This window comes from Metabacillus sp. FJAT-52054 (assembly GCF_037201815.1).
In the GTDB taxonomy this organism is placed as follows: domain Bacteria; phylum Bacillota; class Bacilli; order Bacillales; family Bacillaceae; genus Metabacillus_B; species Metabacillus_B sediminis.
This window is the reverse complement of record NZ_CP147407.1, coordinates 804,268-819,850: the sequence shown is the minus strand read 5'-3', so window position 1 is coordinate 819,850 and position 15,583 is coordinate 804,268. Positions and strand designations below refer to the sequence as shown.

Below are 15,583 nucleotides of genomic sequence, written 5' to 3'. Positions count from 1 at the left end.
ATCACCATCATCTATCATTCACGATGCTCAGCCATATAAATGGCAGGCAACGAAACGACCATCCTCCACCGAATAAAGCTCCGGCTTCACTTCCTTGCAAATATCCTTTACCTTCGGGCACCTCGTATGGAAGGCGCATCCTTTAGGCGGATCAGCCGGATTTGGCATGTCCCCTTTGATGACAATCGGCTCTTTTCTCCCGGAAGGCTCAGCAATCGGAACACTTGACAGCAATGCCTCCGTATACGGATGAAGAGGATTCCGATAAAGAGATTCACTGTCAGACAGCTCTGCCAATCTGCCAAGATACATAACGGCTACGCGGTCACTAATATGCCTGACAACCCCCAGATCATGAGAGATAAATAGATAAGTCAGAGAAAAAGTTCCCTGCAGCTCCTTCAGCAGATTCAGAATCTGTGCCTGAATGGAAACATCCAATGCGGATACAGGTTCATCGGCAATAATGAGCTTTGGATTCGTCATCAGCGCCCTTGCAATCCCGATCCGCTGTCTCTGGCCGCCACTGAACTGATGGGGATATCTTTTGCCAAGATCCGGATCAAAGCCCGCGATTCGCATGATGTCCGCAACCCTCTCTGTCCGTTCTTTCTTAGATCCCATTTTGTGAACAATGAGCGGCTCCTCCAATATGGATTGGACCTGCTGCCTCGGATTCAAGGAAGCATACGGATCCTGAAACACCATTTGCATCTCGCGCCGGACTGTTTTCATATCCTTTTTGTTCAGGTCAAATAGTGATTCTCCATTAAACCGGACCGAACCGGATGTCGCATCCGTAAGTCTTGCAATCAGGCGGCCGAGGGTAGATTTCCCGCACCCCGACTCCCCGACAATTCCAAGCGTTTCCCCGGCATTCAGCTGAAGCCTGATTCCATCCACAGCCGTGACCTCTGTTTTATTCCTGCCAAGGAGCCCCTTGTGGCTTGTATATACTTTTCTTAAGTCTTCAATCTCTAGCAATGGCTGACTCAATCAGGGCACCCTCCTCTTTATACAGCCAGCATCGAACCTTCTGGCCGCCGCTTACAGTCAAATCCGGCCCCTCCTCCTGGCACAGCGGCTGAACGAATTCACACCGGTTGGCATACGCGCATCCTCTCTGGATACTGCCTGGCTTCGGAACCTGGCCTTTTATGGAAAAAAGCTTTTCTTTCTTTGTACGGATATCGGGAACGGACTGCAGCAGCCCCCTCGTATACGGGTGCTTTGGAGAAGAAAAAATGGATTCAACATCCCCCTCCTCAGCAATTTGCCCTGCATACATCACAGCGACCCTGTCGCACACCTGAGCAACTACACCAAGATCATGGGTAATAAGCAAAATCGATGTATTCAGCTTCTTATTCAAATCCTTCATAAGCGCCAGGATCTGAGACTGAATGGTTACATCAAGCGCTGTTGTCGGCTCGTCCGCAATCAATACACCCGGATTGCAGATCATCGCCATCGCAATCATGACACGCTGGCGCATCCCGCCAGACAGCTGATGCGGATATTCCCCGAGAAGGGATTCAGGCCTCGGCATACCGACAAGCCCAAGCATTTTAACCACCTGCTCCCTCGCTTCCTTTTTTGAACACTTTGTATGAACCCGGCATGCTTCCGTCAGCTGTTCCCCGATTTTGAGAAGCGGGTTCAGCGACGTCATCGGCTCCTGAAAAATCATCGCGATTTCATTGCCTCTGATCTTTCTTAAACTAACTTCACTTTGTTTAAGAAGATCCTTATCCTTATAAAGAATCTCGCCTCTAACCAGAGAAGTATTCGGCAAAAGACCCATCAGCGCCATGGACGTCACACTTTTTCCGCAGCCTGACTCGCCGACAATCCCGAGGATTTCACCCTTCTTCAAGGTCAAATCAACAGACTTCACCACATCCGTCACAGAAGCATCTCTTTTGAAGCCGACGGAAAGATTCCTGACTTTTAAAACCGTCTCATTTTCCAAAGGTCTTGCCCCCTTTATGCGGTACACTCTATTTTTTTATTTTTTTGCTGGACAGGCGGATCGCTGTTTGAGCAGTTCGCCTGGGATTTCGATTCGACCTATAATAGGTGCACCGGAGATGCGATGCTTTTCGAGCCGATTGGCCGGGCTTTCCAGCCAAACTTCGTTTTTCGGCCGATAATGGGCGCTTTCCAGCCGGTTCGGTCCTTTTTCCGGCTGCTTACCGTGCTTTTCCTGCCGATTGGCCCAGTTTTCCAGCCAAACTTCGTTTTCCGGCCGGATGCGGCGCTTTTCCTGCCGGTTCGGTCCTTTTTCCGACTGCTTACCGTGCTTTTCCTGCCGATTGGACGGGCTTTCCAGCCAAACTTCGTTTTCCGGCCGATAATGAGCGCTTTCCAGCCGGTTCGGTCCTTTTTCCGGCTGCTTACCGTGCTTTTCCTGCCGATTGGCCCAGTTTTCTAGCCGAATTTCTTTTTCCAGCCGATACTATGCACTTTCCAGCCGTTACGATTTTCTTTCCAGCCGTTACGATTCTCTTTCCGGCTGAGTACGTTTCTTTTCAGTCGTTTTCCGGGGTTCTCAGCCAAACTTAATGACTGATCCTTCAATTTTTCTTTCAGAAAATATTCACTGTTGCACGGGTGTCTTTCATTCTGGTTGGGGCTCTTATTTGAGCCAATTTGCGGTAAGATTTTACTTAAATTATGTAGATTATGCGGGAGGACCAAGATGATTTTGAGTAGAGCGGAAACTAAGAAGTTTTATATTTCAATAATATATCAAACTTTTACACTAGTGTAAATATTCAGAAAAAATAACATTTTTTATTCTATTGTATTTTTATTATAGAAATGGCTTATTCATAGGCAATTCCCAACGAATCAATATAATTTTTTTTGCTGTAAAAATTTTTCATTTAAATTAGCCAGAAGGTACTACATTGTTATGAAGACAGGCTTTTTATTATGACAAAAAGCCCTCCAGCTGGAGGGCTTCTACAAGTTTAATTGCTGAATCTGAAACAGGTTGTGGTACAGACCTTTTTTCGCCATCAGTTCCTTGTGTGTTCCTTTTTCCGCGATTTCCCCATGATCCATGAGGATAATCTGGCCTGCATGGGTAATGGTTGAAAGACGGTGGGCGACTATAAAGGTGGTTCGATCCTTGGATAGCTTTTCGAGCGCTTCCTGAATGAGATGTTCACTTTCAAGATCGAGGGCGCTGGTTGCTTCGTCCATTACAAGGATTGGAGGGTTTTTCAGGAACACCCGGGCAATTGACACTCTTTGCTTTTGTCCCCCGGAAAGCTTGACCCCTCGCTCTCCGACCTTTGTATCATAGCCGTTTGGAAGCTTTATGATAAAGTCATGTGCATTTGCGGCTTTTGCGGCCTCAATTACTTCTTCATCCGTCGCATCCGGTTTCCCTACAAGGATGTTTTCTTTTACAGAGTGCGAAAATAAGAATGTATCCTGCAGCACCATCCCTATTTGATGGCGAAGACTGGTTGCTTCATAGTCCCGAATGTCGATCCCGTCAAGGGTGATCCTGCCGCCGGTAACATCGTAAAACCTTGGAATAAGGCTGACGAGCGTTGATTTTCCGCCTCCGCTCATTCCTACGAGAGCAATGGTTTCTCCTTTATTCGCCTCAAGTGTTACATCGTCGAGAACCTTCGCATCATCGTCTTCATATTGAAACGTGACATTCTCGAATTTGAGCTGTCCATTCACACGATCCGCTTTGACTGCATCCGGCTTGTCAACAATGTCATACGGTTCATCCATAAACTCGAATACACGGTCCATTGAAGCAAATGCCTGAGTAATCAGTGTAGAGGAATTAATCAGACGTCTCAACGGACCATACAAACGCTCAATATAAGCAATAAACGCGACCATCGTTCCTACCGTTAAATTTCCATGGATAACCTGATACCCTGCATAAGCGATAACAATGAGCGGAGCAGCATCCGTTATTGTATTAACGACGGCAAAGGTTTTCGCATTCCAGCTCGTATGGTCGATCGCTTTCTGAAGGAAATTCTGGTTTTCAGACGCAAACTGACGCTGCTCATAATCCTCAATCGCAAAGCTTCGGATCACCGGCATCCCCTGAACACGTTCGTGCAAATGGCCCTGTACTTCTGCAAGCGCCTGTGACCGTACCTTCGTCAGGGTGCGAAGTTTTCCATAGAAATACTTTACCGAGATACCGTATAGAGGGAAAAGAACGATGGAAATGAGCGTAAGAGGTACGTCCATTGTCATCATGATGGCGATAGCAATCAAAATGGTGACAATATCCAGCCAGACATTCATCAACCCCGTCATAACAAAATTTTTCGTCTGCTCGACATCATTTATTACCCGCGAAATAATCTCTCCGCCTCGGGTATTTGCGTAATACCGTAGACTAAGCTTTTGAAGATGAGTAAACAGGTGATCCCGAATATCATAAAGAATCTTGTTTGATGCAAGCTGTGCCAAGTATTGCCGATAATACTCAACCGGCGGCCTCATGACAACAAACACGGCAAACATAGCACCCAAAATCGTAAATAGATGCTGCGTCTTTTCATCAGCCGTGCCAGGACCGCCAACAATATCATCCACCACATATTTAATCAAAAGCGGTATAAGAAGTGGAATTGCAAATTTCACAATTCCGATTGCAATCGTTCCGGTAATTTGCCATTTATAAGGTTTAACAAATTCCATATAACGCCTAATTGAACCCATACTTTAACCCCCATGATGTCTAAAACGACAACAGATGCGCTGCCTCTATCCTGCGGTGACCGCATGGATTTTACAAAACAAACAAAAAGCCTGCTGATCCGCTCCAACAGGCCTCTTCATTTTGAGAATTTTAAATACTGTTCGTACCATGTATCAATAAATTCCGAAGAAAAGGGTCCCTCTCCTTCATGAATCCAATTAATCAGCCTATCCACATTTTTTCTTAAAATGAGATCAATTACACCCGGATAGTTCATTTCTTTCTTATGGGTTTCATATTCATCCTCATCGAGTAAAATATATGACTTGTCCGGGAAAACCTTTACGTCCAAATCATAATCAATATATTTCAGTGCCTCATCGTCCCATACAAAAGGGGAGCTGATATTACAGTAATAATAGACACCGTCTTCGCGGATCATGCCTATAATATTAAACCAATACTTTGCGTGAAAATAGCAGATAGCGGGTTCTCTGGTAATCCAAGTCCTTCCATCTGACTCAACAACGGTTGTCCGGTCATTGCCTCCGATAATCAGGCTGTCCGTCCCTTTCAGAATCATTGTCTCTTCCCAGATTCGATGCAGCTTGCCGTTGTGTTTATAGCTATGTATTTGTATAGTTTCTCCTTCCGCCGGTAAGCCCATCTTTTTCGCCATCCTTTGAAGCAGCTTCCACAAGAATTTCCGATCATATCATATCCAGAAGCCAGAATTCATATTTGCTCTTATTATACAGTTACTAGATTGAAAAAGAAAACAAAAGGCCATCGCCGCAGAAATAGAGGGTTTCTCTCCATCGCAGATGCATGACCTTCAAAGCTCTTATCGCTCCCACACCGGGTGATTTTTATAAGACTGGATCACTTCTTCCGTCTGCTTTTCAAATGTCTGCTGGATGGAGTGCAGCTCCATCTTCATCACCTGAATCTCATTCTGAACCACCCTAAGCTTATCCTCATTCTGAAGCTTTTCAAGTTCTCTTTCTATCCGCTGGCATCGCTCCACTTCATTCTGCAGTTCAAGCAGCTTATCCATCGTCCTAAGCTGCTCCTCAACAAGCACATCAAATTTGCCCATGTATGAGCCCCTTTCCCGCTTAACCTTACGTTCATCTATATATTCGGTCTGTAATGACCAAGCTCCTTTAAAAGATTATGCGGAAGAATGGCATGTTTTGTCGGAGGCAGAAAAAATGAAAAGAGGCCGCCATTATGCAAGCCGTCCTCTATCTCCTTCTGCAGCCGGACCCGCTCACGATTAAGCGATCCTTGTACAGAGATTGGAGATAAGCACAATTCTTGCGGCGACCTCTCATGCATTTCTGCATTTAGTGGTGTGAATTAGCTGTTTTGAGATTTGTTTGCTTCAGCTTGCTGGTTGTACTTTTTCACGTGCTGAGCATCAGTCTCAGAAGCATACTCAGTACCGTATTGTCCTTGAGCAGCTTGTTGGTTCTGTTGCTTAACATGTTGAACGCTAGTTCCAGAAGTTGTTTTACCAGCTTGTTGTTGGTTTTGGTTGTTGTTTGCCATTGTAATCACCTCCACAAAAAATATCATGTCCTGTGAAGGTGAGGAATATGCGATTTATTTTTTAATTTTTTTCATCTTAAACGAGCAAAGAACGTCCGCCATCCACGATGAGCGTTTGACCCCTGATCATCCAGGATTGATCGGAGACAAGAAAATCAACAGCGTTAACAATATCCTCAATTTCCACCATACGTCCTGCTGGTGTTTTGGAAATGGCATCATCCAGCAGCTCTTGTCTGTTTGGAAAATGCTTCAGCGCTTCTGTGTCAACGGCACCGCCGGAAACCGCATTCACCACGATTTTTTTAGAAGCCAATTCGACCGCTAAATATCGTGTCAGCGCCTCCAGTGCAGCCTTCGATACTCCGACAGTTGTATAATTTTCAAGCACACGGATGGACCCAAGTGAACTGATGCTCACTATTTTACCACCTGATTCATCCATCCGTTTTGCTGCTTCCTGAGCGCAAAACAGCAAAGCTTTGCTATTAATATCCATTGTCCAATCCCAATGATTTTCTTCAAGCTCCATTAATGGTCTCAAAACACCGGATGCGGCGTTATTGATGAAAACATCCAGTCGTCCAAACGCTAAATCAATTTGTTCAAAAAGATCCTTAATTTTATCTACTTTACCTACATTTGCTTTAACTACAAGGGTTTTCACACCCAGCTTTTCAATCTCTTCCGCTGTTTCCAGAGCAGCCTGCTTGCTTCTCGCATAATTAATCACGATGTCATAGCCCTGCTTCGCCAAGCTTAAAGCAATCGCCTTTCCAATTCCTCTGCTGCTTCCTGTTACAAGCGCGACTCGATTTTGTGTCATTTTTCTAATCCTCTTTTCTTTCGAATAGATACGTTTATTGTATCAAACAATAAGGTCAATACGCCATAATCGGCAAGGAGGCACTAAATCATGTACATTGGACGCGATATGTCAGAACTCACAATGATCTCAAAACGGGATTGGAAAAATGAAGAACTCGCCTATTTTCACCACGCTCTCCAGCAAGTACTTCCTTATATGAATTCTGAAGGACTAATCATTCAAAAAGAAATAATGAAAGAAATCGAAGAGCGCGGCGGAATGAAAAGGAATGAAGCGGATTATACGCATGGGACGAGGGTGAGTTACGATTGAATTGAGTTTGCCTGGGATTTCCGATCAAATCCTGTTTGCCAGGCATTCTTGCCTGGCATTCTTGCCTGGTATTCCCGCTCAAATTTAGTTTCCCTGGCATTCTTGCCGGGCATTCCCGTTCAAATTAAGTTTGCCAGGCATTCTTGCCTGGCATTCACCGTTCAAACCCAGTTTCCCTGGCATTCTTGCCTGGCATTCCCGTTCAAATCAAGTTTCCCTGGCATTCTTGCCTGGCATTCACCGTTCAAACCCAGTTTCCCTGGCATTCTTGCCTAGCATTCCCGTTCAAATCAAGTTTCCCTGCCATTCTTGCCTGGCATTCACCGTTCAAATCCAGTTTCCCTGGCATTGTTAACTGACCTTCCCTCTCAAATCAATTTTCCCTGGCATTCTTCCCTGGCATTCCCGCTCGGTGGATGCCTTTGCTAACATCCCAGCAACCCAAAGAACCCGGCAAAAGCCGGGCCCCCAATCACTTCTTTTGCCCATCCAAATACAACTGATAAATTTTCTGGTGGGACACTGGAAAAGCATATGCCTTCATCTCTTCTTCTGTTACTTTCACCAGTCCTGCTCCGTTCTCTATCCGTTCCACTTTCCCTGCAAAAAGGGTGATGTTCCAGATCAGGTGACTGAACACGTGCTGGATGATTCCTTCAATCGTCTCTAATTCCATTAGCGCTCCGTATTCTTTATGCAAAAACAATTCAAGCTCTGCTTTTTGGGTCATCGTTTCCGACACAGTTTCGCAGTTTGGGAATTCCCATAGATTGGCGAGCAAGCCTTCTGACGGACGTTTGTGAATCCAGAAGTTACCCTCGCTGTCAGTCAATACGGCAGCTGCAAGCAGCAGGGACTTCTGCTTTTTCTTTTTGCTTTTTATTGGAAGGTCTTTTTGTCTTCCTTCTTCAAATGCCTGACAATGATCTCTAACAGGGCAAAGGAGGCAGGAAGGCGATGAAGGTGTGCAGATGAGTGCACCGAGTTCCATGAGTGCCTGATTAAAATCGGATGGATTGTCTTTTGCAATCACTTCTCTGATAGCTGTGTCAAAGAGCTTTCTTGTTTTCGGTTTGGCGATGTCTTCTTCTATCAGCAGGATTCTGGACATAACGCGCATTACGTTGCCGTCAACAGCCGGCTCAGGGATATTGTAGGCGATGCTCATTACAGCGCCCTTCGTATATGGGCCGACCCCTTTGAGTTCTCCGAATTTATCCGGATCAGCAGGCACGATCCCATCGTAGGATTCATGTACTTCCCTAACCGCTGCTTGCAGGTTGCGCACTCTCGAGTAGTAGCCAAGCCCTTCCCAGGCTTTCATGACTTGCTCCTCATCTGCATTTGCCAGGGCGGCTGGATCAGGGAATTTTTCCATGAAGTTTAAAAAATAAGGGATGACCGTGTCTACTCTTGTTTGCTGGAGCATAACTTCAGATACCCAGACTCGGTAGGGGTCTGAGTTTTCACGCCATGGGAGAATGCGCTGTTCTTTTTGGAACCAGCCGATCAGGTCCTGCTGGAAGTCCTTTATTTCCAATTCTGATAGCAAGTTTTTCATGTTGGAGCCTCCAGATGTTAAGATTCATATTAAAATGGGAAACATAGCAGTATCATGATTAGAAAAACGAGATCCATGTTCCCGGTTATTGTGTCGGAGAGATTTTCTTGAAAATCGTTTATCAGCTGGGAGGGATTTTATGGATACTGCCACCCATGTGGTAATGGGGATTGCACTTGGAGGAGCGGCAACACTTGATCCCGTAATTGGCAGTGACCCTGCAGCATCACATGCCGTTATGGCTGCTGTTCTACTTGGATCGCAGGCTCCGGACCTGGATACTATTCTAAAACTTCGAAATAATGCTGTCTATATTCGAAACCATCGAGGCATTACACATTCCATGCCTGCTGTTTTAATATGGTCTGTTCTAATTACAGCCTTGATTTATTTTCTTTTTCCCGGTGTAGATTTGCTGCATTTAGGGATTTGGACATTCATTGCTGTCGCACTGCACGTGTTTGTGGATATCTTTAATGCTTATGGAACACAGGCTCTAAGGCCCTTTTCGCACAAATGGATCGCGCTCGGATTAATCAACACGTTTGATCCGATCATTTTCTCCATTCATGCTCTTGCCATTGCAATTTGGGTCTTTGGAGCACCGCAGGGCTATACTTTTGCGATTATGTTCGCTGTCCTGGCGGGTTATTATGTAGTGAGATATATAATGAACAAAAAAATCGTACATGAAATTAAAGAACGGTTCAACAATGTTACCGGAATCATCATTTCTCCGACATTAAGATTCAGGAGCTGGCATCTTGCTGTTACGACGGAATCCCATTTTTACGTGGCGCGTCATGTTAAAGGCGTATTAACTGTGCTCGATGAGTTCGACCGCGTCCCTGTTCCGCAGACGGAGATGATTAAAGCAGCTGAAGAGGATCATAACATTTCAGCCTTCTTATCCTTCTCGCCTGTATACCGCTGGGAAGTGGAAGAATTCTCTGATCACTATGAAGTGCGCTTTATCGATCTTCGCTACCGCAGTAAAGGATACTATCCGTTTGTTGCGATTGTCCAGCTTGACAGCAGTCTGAAAATAGTCAGTTCCTATACAGGATGGATCTTCAGCGAAGAAAAGCTTAGAAAAAAACTTCACATCATTCCCGATTAAAAGAGGCGGTTCCTATAAGGAATCCGCCTCTTTTTAATGCTGCAGATAGTCATCATTGTTCAAAAGATGCTTGTATTTCGGGTTTGAAGCGACAAATTCATGAAGCCTTGGACCATATTGTTCAATCCAATTTCTTACGATGGCTTCCGTCATTTCTTTGCCTTTATATGTTGCACCGGCTTTTGCATAGGTAGCTTCGAAATCCTCCCAGAGGAGTTCAACCCATGTTCTTGCCTGGGCATATGCAAGCGAATCATTTTTTAACAGCAGCAAGTCAGTAAGACGCTCATAGTAGCTTTCCATTTTGAGCACCTCCTTTTTGAAGGCAATTCTGCCTGTATGTACTAATTATAATACAAAGTCTTATGCTCATAATAGTAGTACGCTTCAAGATCAATGAAGCGAAACAACTCATCACTGGAGGCGGTTCGATTGCGGAACAAAGCAAAGGATTTCCCCATTGCAGAAAGATCCGAGGGCGAAGCGCGTGCGAAAGGCGCGTATGCGTCCAAACGCGCTGACGGTTCGATCAACGATCATCCCCAGGAGCGTATGAGAGCTTCTGGCCAGAGAGAAGATTACAACTAATCTAGATCCTCTTGCCGGGCAATCTTCGCCATTCCTTTGATTCATGAACAAAGCGTATTCGCAGCTTCTATAATCTGAAGTACGTTCACTCAAAGTGAGAGGCGGAGCGCTGAAAAAGGACTGGCCGCGCTATTGCGGCCGGTCTTTATGGTTTAAGGAGCACCGAAATGGGCAGAGCTTCTTCTTTATCCGGGGTTTCAAGACGATGGCCCCATGCAAAGATTCCGTTCATGTAGACAATCTTGAACATCTCTCCAGGAGCCCCCTCGATTTCATATTCATCCCCAGCTTTATAATCAGCAGGATTCAGCAGATAGGATTTTGCCATTGAAATTTTCCGGTCGAGCACTGCAAATTCGTTGACCATCCCCATTTGCTCAGCCTTTCTTGCCTTCTCCTTTAACGCTCCAATTTCAGTATTCAGTTCAAATTGGGTCATTTCACTGTATCGTTGTGTTTGCATGTCCATCGTTCCCCCTAATGTGCAGCCCAAAAAGGAATCGGGCAGGTTTGAAGAGAATATTAACCCTGTATAAATTCTTCGGGGTTTTCCAGAAACTCATCAATGAGTTCGATCTGAAAACCTTTCCGATACAAGTATTGCTTCATTTTTTGCCTGTATTCATAATCATTGCCTTTGTTATACTTGTACATCACTTTATTTGCCTGCTTGGCAAGCGCTTCCTTTTCATCGTCCTGATTGCCGCCGAATTGGAGCGACTGCACGACTTCAGAGATTAGGTTGAAACTGAAGCCTTTGCGAATAAGAAGCTGTTCAAGCTTCTTTTGAATTTGAAAGGCTGATATAGCGTGATTCTTTTTCATGAATTTTTCAGCATGCACCATTGCAGCATCGCGCTGCTCTTCATGCGAATATAAAGATAAAGCCTGTTCAATATCAAGCGGCGCAATCCCCTTTTGAATCAGCTCCTGCCTTATGACAGCCGGACCCTTGCCTGAAGATTGCCATTGCGTTCTCGTAAATGCATCAGCAAATTGCTGATCATTAAGTAAGCCGGATTCATCAAGCTGATGGAGCACCTCTTGAATGGTCTCAGGCTGGAATTCTTTTTTCTCCAGCTGCTGCTTGATTTCCATTGTTGAGCGCATTCTATAACTGAGAAAGTCCAGAGCGGAATTGTACGCTTTTCTGACATGATCACCCGTGCAGATTTCAGCAATGTCCAATTCGGAAAGTTCCTTGCCTTTTGCGAGGCCGTGTTTAAGCAGAGTGTGCTCGTCCACACCGAAACCAAACTCTTCGCCTTTTCCATAATCCAAATAGATGTTATACCGCTCAGCGTTTTTTTGCTGGGACGTAATTTTCGTTATAAAAGCCATTCTCAACACCTCTCTCCTATTTTAGCACACGTTTATCATCAGGGAGGCAGGGTAGAGCTTAGAAAAAGCATTTAAAAAATACGCGAGGTGACAAGGATGAAAATAGCAATCGCAGGAGGATCCGGTTTCGTCGGAAAACATATCGCCCAATACTTTGCAAGAGAAGGCCATAACGTCGTTATCCTAACCAGAAGTGAAAAAGAAGGCTATGGAAACATTGAATATGCGAAGTGGATGGATGGGGCTAAACCTATTCCAAGTCTGGAAGGCCTGGACGTTATGATCAACCTTGCAGGAAAATCAATCAGCTCCCGCTGGACAGAGGAAACGAAGAAGGAAATTGTAGAAAGCCGCGTTGAATCCACTAGAGAAGTTTATAAAATACTGAACGGAATGGACAAAAAACCGTCTGTATTTATAAATGCAAGTGCTGTTGGAATTTACGGGACGTCTGAAGAAAAAACATTTACAGAGGAGTCGAACGGAACGGATGAAGATTTCCTTTCAAGCACCGTTCAAAAATGGGAACAGGAAGCATCGATGATTCGCGATTTAGGGATCCGCACCGTTTACGCCAGACTAGGAATTGTGCTCGGAGAAGGAGGCGTGCTCCAGAAAATGATCCTCCCTTATAAATTATACGGCGGAGGCCCGCTTGGCTCAGGTACCCAGTGGATGTCATGGATTCATGTAACGGATATTGCCGGGCTAATGGATTTCATCATCCATCATGATGAAATTAGCGGGCCGATAAACATGACATCACCCAACCCTGTTCAAATGGAAACCTTCGGGAAAACGCTGGGCAAAGTCATCAACAAGCCGCACTGGCTGCCGGCACCAAGCAGCGCCATTAAGCTTGCACTTGGGGAAATGAGCATTCTTTTATTGGAAGGACAGCGTGTTCTTCCGAAAAAAGCGATTGAAAACGGCTATACTTTTATTTTCCCATCGCTTGAACCTGCTCTGTCTGACATAATAAAATAGTATAAAATCTATTTCCGCTAGGAGCACAAAAATGACCTGCACATTATTTAAGCGCGCTACTATTTTTCCCGTCACTTCCGAAATTTTATATGCTTCCGATCTTCTTGTTGAAAATGGGAAAATCGTCAAAATCGGAAAAAACATTCCCGCACCTGATGAATGCACAATCATTGATTGTCAGGATCAATATTTGTTTCCGGGACTGATCGATGTCCATACCCATCTAGGTCTTTATGATGAAGGAACCGGATGGGCCGGAAACGACGCCAATGAAACCGTTGAACCTTTGACACCTCATATCCGGGCCCTTGATGGCGTTCATCCGCTTGACTCCGGATTCCGTGATGCAATTTCACACGGAATAACGACGGTTCACATTATGCCCGGGAGCGCCAACGTAATCGGCGGAACGACATCTGTTATCAAAACCTGGGGTGTCAACATAAGCGACATGCTGATTAAGGAAACCGCTGGTCTAAAAATTGCCCTTGGTGAAAATCCGAAACGGATCCACAGTACAGGCAATAAGGATTCCATCACCAGGATGGGGATTATGGGCATGCTCAGAGAAGCCTTTTATCTCGCAAAATACTGCGACGAAAAAGAGGATTTCCGCTCTCTTTCCATCCGCCGGGCATTGAGACGCGAAATCCCTGTCCGTATTCACGCACACAGAGCAGACGATATCCTATCTGCCATTAGATTCGCGGAGGAGTTCAATTTAGATTACAGAATTGAGCACTGTACAGAAGGTCATCTCATTGCCGATGAATTTGCAGGCACGAATGCAAAGGTTAGTGTTGGACCGACCTTTACAAGACGGTCAAAAATCGAGCTTAGAAATAAAAGCTGGCAAACGTATCAGGCCCTTACCGATAAAGGGGTAGAAGTATCCATTACAACGGATCATCCCTACACACCTATCCAATATTTAAATGTCGTAGCTTCACTCGCCGTACGTGAAGGCTTCGATGAGCAAAAAGCGATCGAAGGCATCACAATTACCGCAGCACGCAATCTTCAAGTCGACCACCGCATCGGCAGCTTAGAGGTTGGAAAGGATGCAGATTTGGTTCTCTGGAGCCACCACCCCTTCCATTATTTAGCGAAGCCAAAGTGCACAATGATTGACGGAAAATTCGTGTTTGAAGACTCCAAATGGGCCTCTGAAAAAGGGATAAAAATTGGCCAAAAAAACCAATAAATTTTCGCAAAAAAACTGTATCTTTTTTAAACAAATTCGAGTATGATATCAGTGCATGGCTTGCTCACAAAGCCTTGCTGTGTATGACAACTTAATGACCTGGGTTCAATGGGAAGGCAAATGGTGCGCCACCAGTTTTACTGGTCCTAGTGGGTTCGATTCCCACCCCGAAATTTTTTGGCTAATTTAAAAAATTTCGAGGGTGGGGCTAAGGCTACGCGTCTGCCCTCATGTTGGAGGGAGCGAGAAAGATGCTTAAAAAACGTGACATTCACGATAGTCATGCGCTGTATGAACTCATGGTACACCCCGACGTCTTCCCTTATGTACGTCATAAAGCTGATTCAATCGAGGAATATTTGTTTTTAACCAAGCAAACAATCGAAGCCGAAGAGCGCAGTGAATTGATTTCACGGACCATTCTTGACGAATGGGGCTCTCCAATCGGGACCATCAGTCTTTTTGATCTCCAGGAAAACGCCGGGTTCCTCGGAACCTGGCTCGGCAAGCCTTACCATGGTAAGGGCTACAACCAAGCAGCTAAAGACGCATTTTTCAATGAACTATTCTACGAACTGGGTATCGACACCATTTTCCTCCGCATCCGGAAAGTCAACGTCCGGTCCACTAAAGCGGCAGAAAAACTTCCATACGTAGAATGTGCCAATGAAACACGCAGAGCGCTGCTGGAACAAATCAACAACGGCGAAGACATCTACAGCCTATTTGAAATTAAAAAGGATTTATATACACTCTATACTATGAGAACCCCTTCCGCTGCGGAAGAACAGCACCTGAAAGAAGCATAAGAAAATCGCCCGCCATTTTTATTGGCGGGCTTTTTGATGGATTTGGACTGCAGCTGCTGGAATTAACACTTTGCCAGCATACTGTACTTTTCCAGCCGCTTCTCTTCTCTTTCCGGCCGATTGCTACGTTTTTCAGCCACTTCGATCTCGATTCCAGCCTTTACAAGCAGGTTTCCGGCCAACCTGATTTTTCCAGCCGATCCCTTTCTCTTTCCGGCCGAGTTCTACGATTAATCAGCCACTTCGATGCCGATTCCAGCGTCTTTCCGGCCAACCTGATTTTTCCAGCACCGATCCAAATCTCTTTCCAGCCAAACTCGCCTCTTTTCAGCAACCTTCACCTTAGTACCAGCAAAACCACCCGCTTCACCTATCGGTTATAAATACTATCCCACCTCATTGTATGAATCCCCCCATACTTGTCGAAAATAGTTCTATTCTTAAAAAAATGGAGCTGATACATAATGGAGAAGAAACGACATGAGAATTCTAAGAGAACACTGACCACTGCACAGGAGGTTCTCTTCGGGAAAGAATTTAAAGCGGCTGACCGTGCTGGCGGTTTTACGAAGAAGAAGAACTAGT

The 15,583-nt window shown here is 45.1% G+C and carries 19 protein-coding genes; 8 read left to right on the top strand and 11 right to left on the bottom strand.

Annotated elements, in window-relative coordinates:
* Positions 1-27: 27 nt before the first annotated feature.
* Together WCV65_RS04420 and WCV65_RS04415 are read right to left on the bottom strand one after the other, a co-directional pair.
* Positions 28-996 carry a dipeptide ABC transporter ATP-binding protein gene (locus WCV65_RS04420; protein ID WP_338780398.1) on the bottom strand — a complete coding sequence of 323 codons (969 nt, stop codon included), beginning with the start codon at positions 994-996 and terminating at the stop codon, positions 28-30.
* A complete protein-coding gene (locus tag WCV65_RS04415) occupies positions 971-1,909 on the bottom strand; it encodes an ABC transporter ATP-binding protein (protein WP_338782155.1) in 939 nt (312 codons plus the stop codon). Before WCV65_RS04415 ends, WCV65_RS04420 begins: the two co-directional genes overlap by 26 nt.
* Positions 1,910-2,095: 186 nt before the next feature.
* Between WCV65_RS04415 and WCV65_RS04410 the strand changes: the two genes are divergently transcribed.
* Positions 2,096-2,434, top strand: a complete 339-nt coding sequence (locus tag WCV65_RS04410) for a hypothetical protein (protein WP_338780396.1) — start codon at positions 2,096-2,098, stop codon at positions 2,432-2,434.
* A 533-nt stretch (positions 2,435-2,967) separates the two neighbouring features.
* Here WCV65_RS04410 and WCV65_RS04405 read toward each other — a convergent pair.
* The 5 genes from WCV65_RS04405 to fabL form a co-directional block, all read right to left on the bottom strand.
* Positions 2,968-4,713, bottom strand: a complete 1,746-nt coding sequence (locus WCV65_RS04405; protein WP_338780394.1) for an ABC transporter ATP-binding protein — start codon at positions 4,711-4,713, stop codon at positions 2,968-2,970.
* Positions 4,714-4,829: 116 nt separating this feature from the next.
* A complete protein-coding gene (locus WCV65_RS04400) occupies positions 4,830-5,360 on the bottom strand; it encodes a DUF402 domain-containing protein (protein ID WP_035405969.1) in 531 nt (176 codons plus the stop codon).
* 177 nt (positions 5,361-5,537) lie between these two features.
* Positions 5,538-5,792: a YgaB family protein gene (locus WCV65_RS04395; RefSeq protein ID WP_035405967.1), complete on the bottom strand. Its 255-nt coding sequence runs from the start codon at positions 5,790-5,792 to the stop codon at positions 5,538-5,540.
* A gap of 263 nt (positions 5,793-6,055) precedes the next feature.
* Complete coding sequence (locus tag WCV65_RS04390; protein ID WP_035405965.1) at positions 6,056-6,247, bottom strand: gamma-type small acid-soluble spore protein; 192 nt, start codon at positions 6,245-6,247, stop codon at positions 6,056-6,058.
* A gap of 76 nt (positions 6,248-6,323) precedes the next feature.
* The gene (gene fabL, locus WCV65_RS04385) at positions 6,324-7,073 is read right to left on the bottom strand and encodes an enoyl-[acyl-carrier-protein] reductase FabL (RefSeq protein ID WP_338780390.1); all 750 of its coding nucleotides are present in this window, start codon (positions 7,071-7,073) and stop codon (positions 6,324-6,326) included.
* Between the two features lie 90 nt (positions 7,074-7,163).
* Here fabL and WCV65_RS04380 point away from each other — a divergent pair, with 90 nt between their 5' ends.
* Entirely contained in the window at positions 7,164-7,388 is a 225-nt protein-coding gene (locus tag WCV65_RS04380; protein WP_338780388.1) for a hypothetical protein, read from the top strand.
* A gap of 472 nt (positions 7,389-7,860) precedes the next feature.
* Here WCV65_RS04380 and mutY read toward each other — a convergent pair whose 3' ends face one another.
* Positions 7,861-8,949: an A/G-specific adenine glycosylase gene (gene mutY / locus WCV65_RS04375; RefSeq protein WP_035405959.1), complete on the bottom strand. Its 1,089-nt coding sequence runs from the start codon at positions 8,947-8,949 to the stop codon at positions 7,861-7,863.
* A 139-nt stretch (positions 8,950-9,088) separates the two neighbouring features.
* On the opposite strand from mutY, the gene WCV65_RS04370 reads away from it, so the two are divergent.
* On the top strand, positions 9,089-10,069 hold the full coding sequence (locus WCV65_RS04370) for a metal-dependent hydrolase (RefSeq protein WP_035405957.1): 981 nt from the start codon (positions 9,089-9,091) through the stop codon (positions 10,067-10,069).
* A gap of 33 nt (positions 10,070-10,102) precedes the next feature.
* On the opposite strand, the gene WCV65_RS04365 is transcribed toward WCV65_RS04370, so the two are convergent.
* Complete coding sequence (locus tag WCV65_RS04365) at positions 10,103-10,372, bottom strand: YfhJ family protein (protein WP_035405955.1); 270 nt, start codon at positions 10,370-10,372, stop codon at positions 10,103-10,105.
* Between the two features lie 93 nt (positions 10,373-10,465).
* Between WCV65_RS04365 and sspK the strand changes: the two genes are divergently transcribed.
* On the top strand, positions 10,466-10,657 hold the full coding sequence (gene sspK, locus WCV65_RS04360; RefSeq protein ID WP_338780383.1) for a small, acid-soluble spore protein K: 192 nt from the start codon (positions 10,466-10,468) through the stop codon (positions 10,655-10,657).
* Positions 10,658-10,802: 145 nt separating this feature from the next.
* Here the strand turns inward: sspK and WCV65_RS04355 are convergent, their stop codons facing one another.
* Both WCV65_RS04355 and recX read right to left on the bottom strand, forming a co-directional pair.
* Entirely contained in the window at positions 10,803-11,120 is a 318-nt protein-coding gene (locus tag WCV65_RS04355) for a YfhH family protein (protein WP_035405953.1), read from the bottom strand.
* Positions 11,121-11,179: 59 nt separating this feature from the next.
* The gene (gene recX, locus WCV65_RS04350) at positions 11,180-11,998 is read right to left on the bottom strand and encodes a recombination regulator RecX (protein WP_338780381.1); all 819 of its coding nucleotides are present in this window, start codon (positions 11,996-11,998) and stop codon (positions 11,180-11,182) included.
* 96 nt (positions 11,999-12,094) lie between these two features.
* Between recX and WCV65_RS04345 the strand changes: the two genes are divergently transcribed.
* From WCV65_RS04345 to WCV65_RS04330, 4 genes are all read left to right on the top strand, one after another.
* Entirely contained in the window at positions 12,095-12,985 is an 891-nt protein-coding gene (locus WCV65_RS04345) for a TIGR01777 family oxidoreductase (RefSeq protein ID WP_338780379.1), read from the top strand.
* Between the two features lie 31 nt (positions 12,986-13,016).
* Positions 13,017-14,189: an amidohydrolase gene (locus WCV65_RS04340; RefSeq protein WP_051860610.1), complete on the top strand. Its 1,173-nt coding sequence runs from the start codon at positions 13,017-13,019 to the stop codon at positions 14,187-14,189.
* Between the two features lie 251 nt (positions 14,190-14,440).
* Entirely contained in the window at positions 14,441-14,998 is a 558-nt protein-coding gene (locus tag WCV65_RS04335; protein ID WP_338780376.1) for a GNAT family N-acetyltransferase, read from the top strand.
* A 461-nt stretch (positions 14,999-15,459) separates the two neighbouring features.
* Entirely contained in the window at positions 15,460-15,582 is a 123-nt protein-coding gene (locus tag WCV65_RS04330; RefSeq protein WP_082883823.1) for a YfhE family protein, read from the top strand.
* Position 15,583 lies beyond the last annotated feature (1 nt).

Bases quoted from the DNA above. Each gene is read 5' to 3' on its own strand.
- WCV65_RS04410 (WP_338780396.1), top strand. From the start codon at position 2,096: ATGCTTTTCGAGCCGATTGGCCGGGCTTTCCAGCCAAACTTCGTTTTT.
- WCV65_RS04405 (WP_338780394.1), bottom strand. From the start codon at position 4,713: ATGGGTTCAATTAGGCGTTATATGGAATTTGTTAAACCTTATAAATGG.
- WCV65_RS04400 (WP_035405969.1), bottom strand. From the start codon at position 5,360: ATGGGCTTACCGGCGGAAGGAGAAACTATACAAATACATAGCTATAAA.
- WCV65_RS04395 (WP_035405967.1), bottom strand. From the start codon at position 5,792: ATGGGCAAATTTGATGTGCTTGTTGAGGAGCAGCTTAGGACGATGGAT.
- WCV65_RS04390 (WP_035405965.1), bottom strand. From the start codon at position 6,247: ATGGCAAACAACAACCAAAACCAACAACAAGCTGGTAAAACAACTTCT.
- fabL (WP_338780390.1), bottom strand. From the start codon at position 7,073: ATGACACAAAATCGAGTCGCGCTTGTAACAGGAAGCAGCAGAGGAATT.
- WCV65_RS04380 (WP_338780388.1), top strand. From the start codon at position 7,164: ATGTACATTGGACGCGATATGTCAGAACTCACAATGATCTCAAAACGG.
- mutY (WP_035405959.1), bottom strand. From the start codon at position 8,949: ATGAAAAACTTGCTATCAGAATTGGAAATAAAGGACTTCCAGCAGGAC.
- WCV65_RS04370 (WP_035405957.1), top strand. From the start codon at position 9,089: ATGGATACTGCCACCCATGTGGTAATGGGGATTGCACTTGGAGGAGCG.
- WCV65_RS04365 (WP_035405955.1), bottom strand. From the start codon at position 10,372: ATGGAAAGCTACTATGAGCGTCTTACTGACTTGCTGCTGTTAAAAAAT.
- sspK (WP_338780383.1), top strand. From the start codon at position 10,466: ATGAAGCGAAACAACTCATCACTGGAGGCGGTTCGATTGCGGAACAAA.
- WCV65_RS04355 (WP_035405953.1), bottom strand. From the start codon at position 11,120: ATGCAAACACAACGATACAGTGAAATGACCCAATTTGAACTGAATACT.
- recX (WP_338780381.1), bottom strand. From the start codon at position 11,998: ATGGCTTTTATAACGAAAATTACGTCCCAGCAAAAAAACGCTGAGCGG.
- WCV65_RS04345 (WP_338780379.1), top strand. From the start codon at position 12,095: ATGAAAATAGCAATCGCAGGAGGATCCGGTTTCGTCGGAAAACATATC.
- WCV65_RS04340 (WP_051860610.1), top strand. From the start codon at position 13,017: ATGACCTGCACATTATTTAAGCGCGCTACTATTTTTCCCGTCACTTCC.
- WCV65_RS04335 (WP_338780376.1), top strand. From the start codon at position 14,441: ATGCTTAAAAAACGTGACATTCACGATAGTCATGCGCTGTATGAACTC.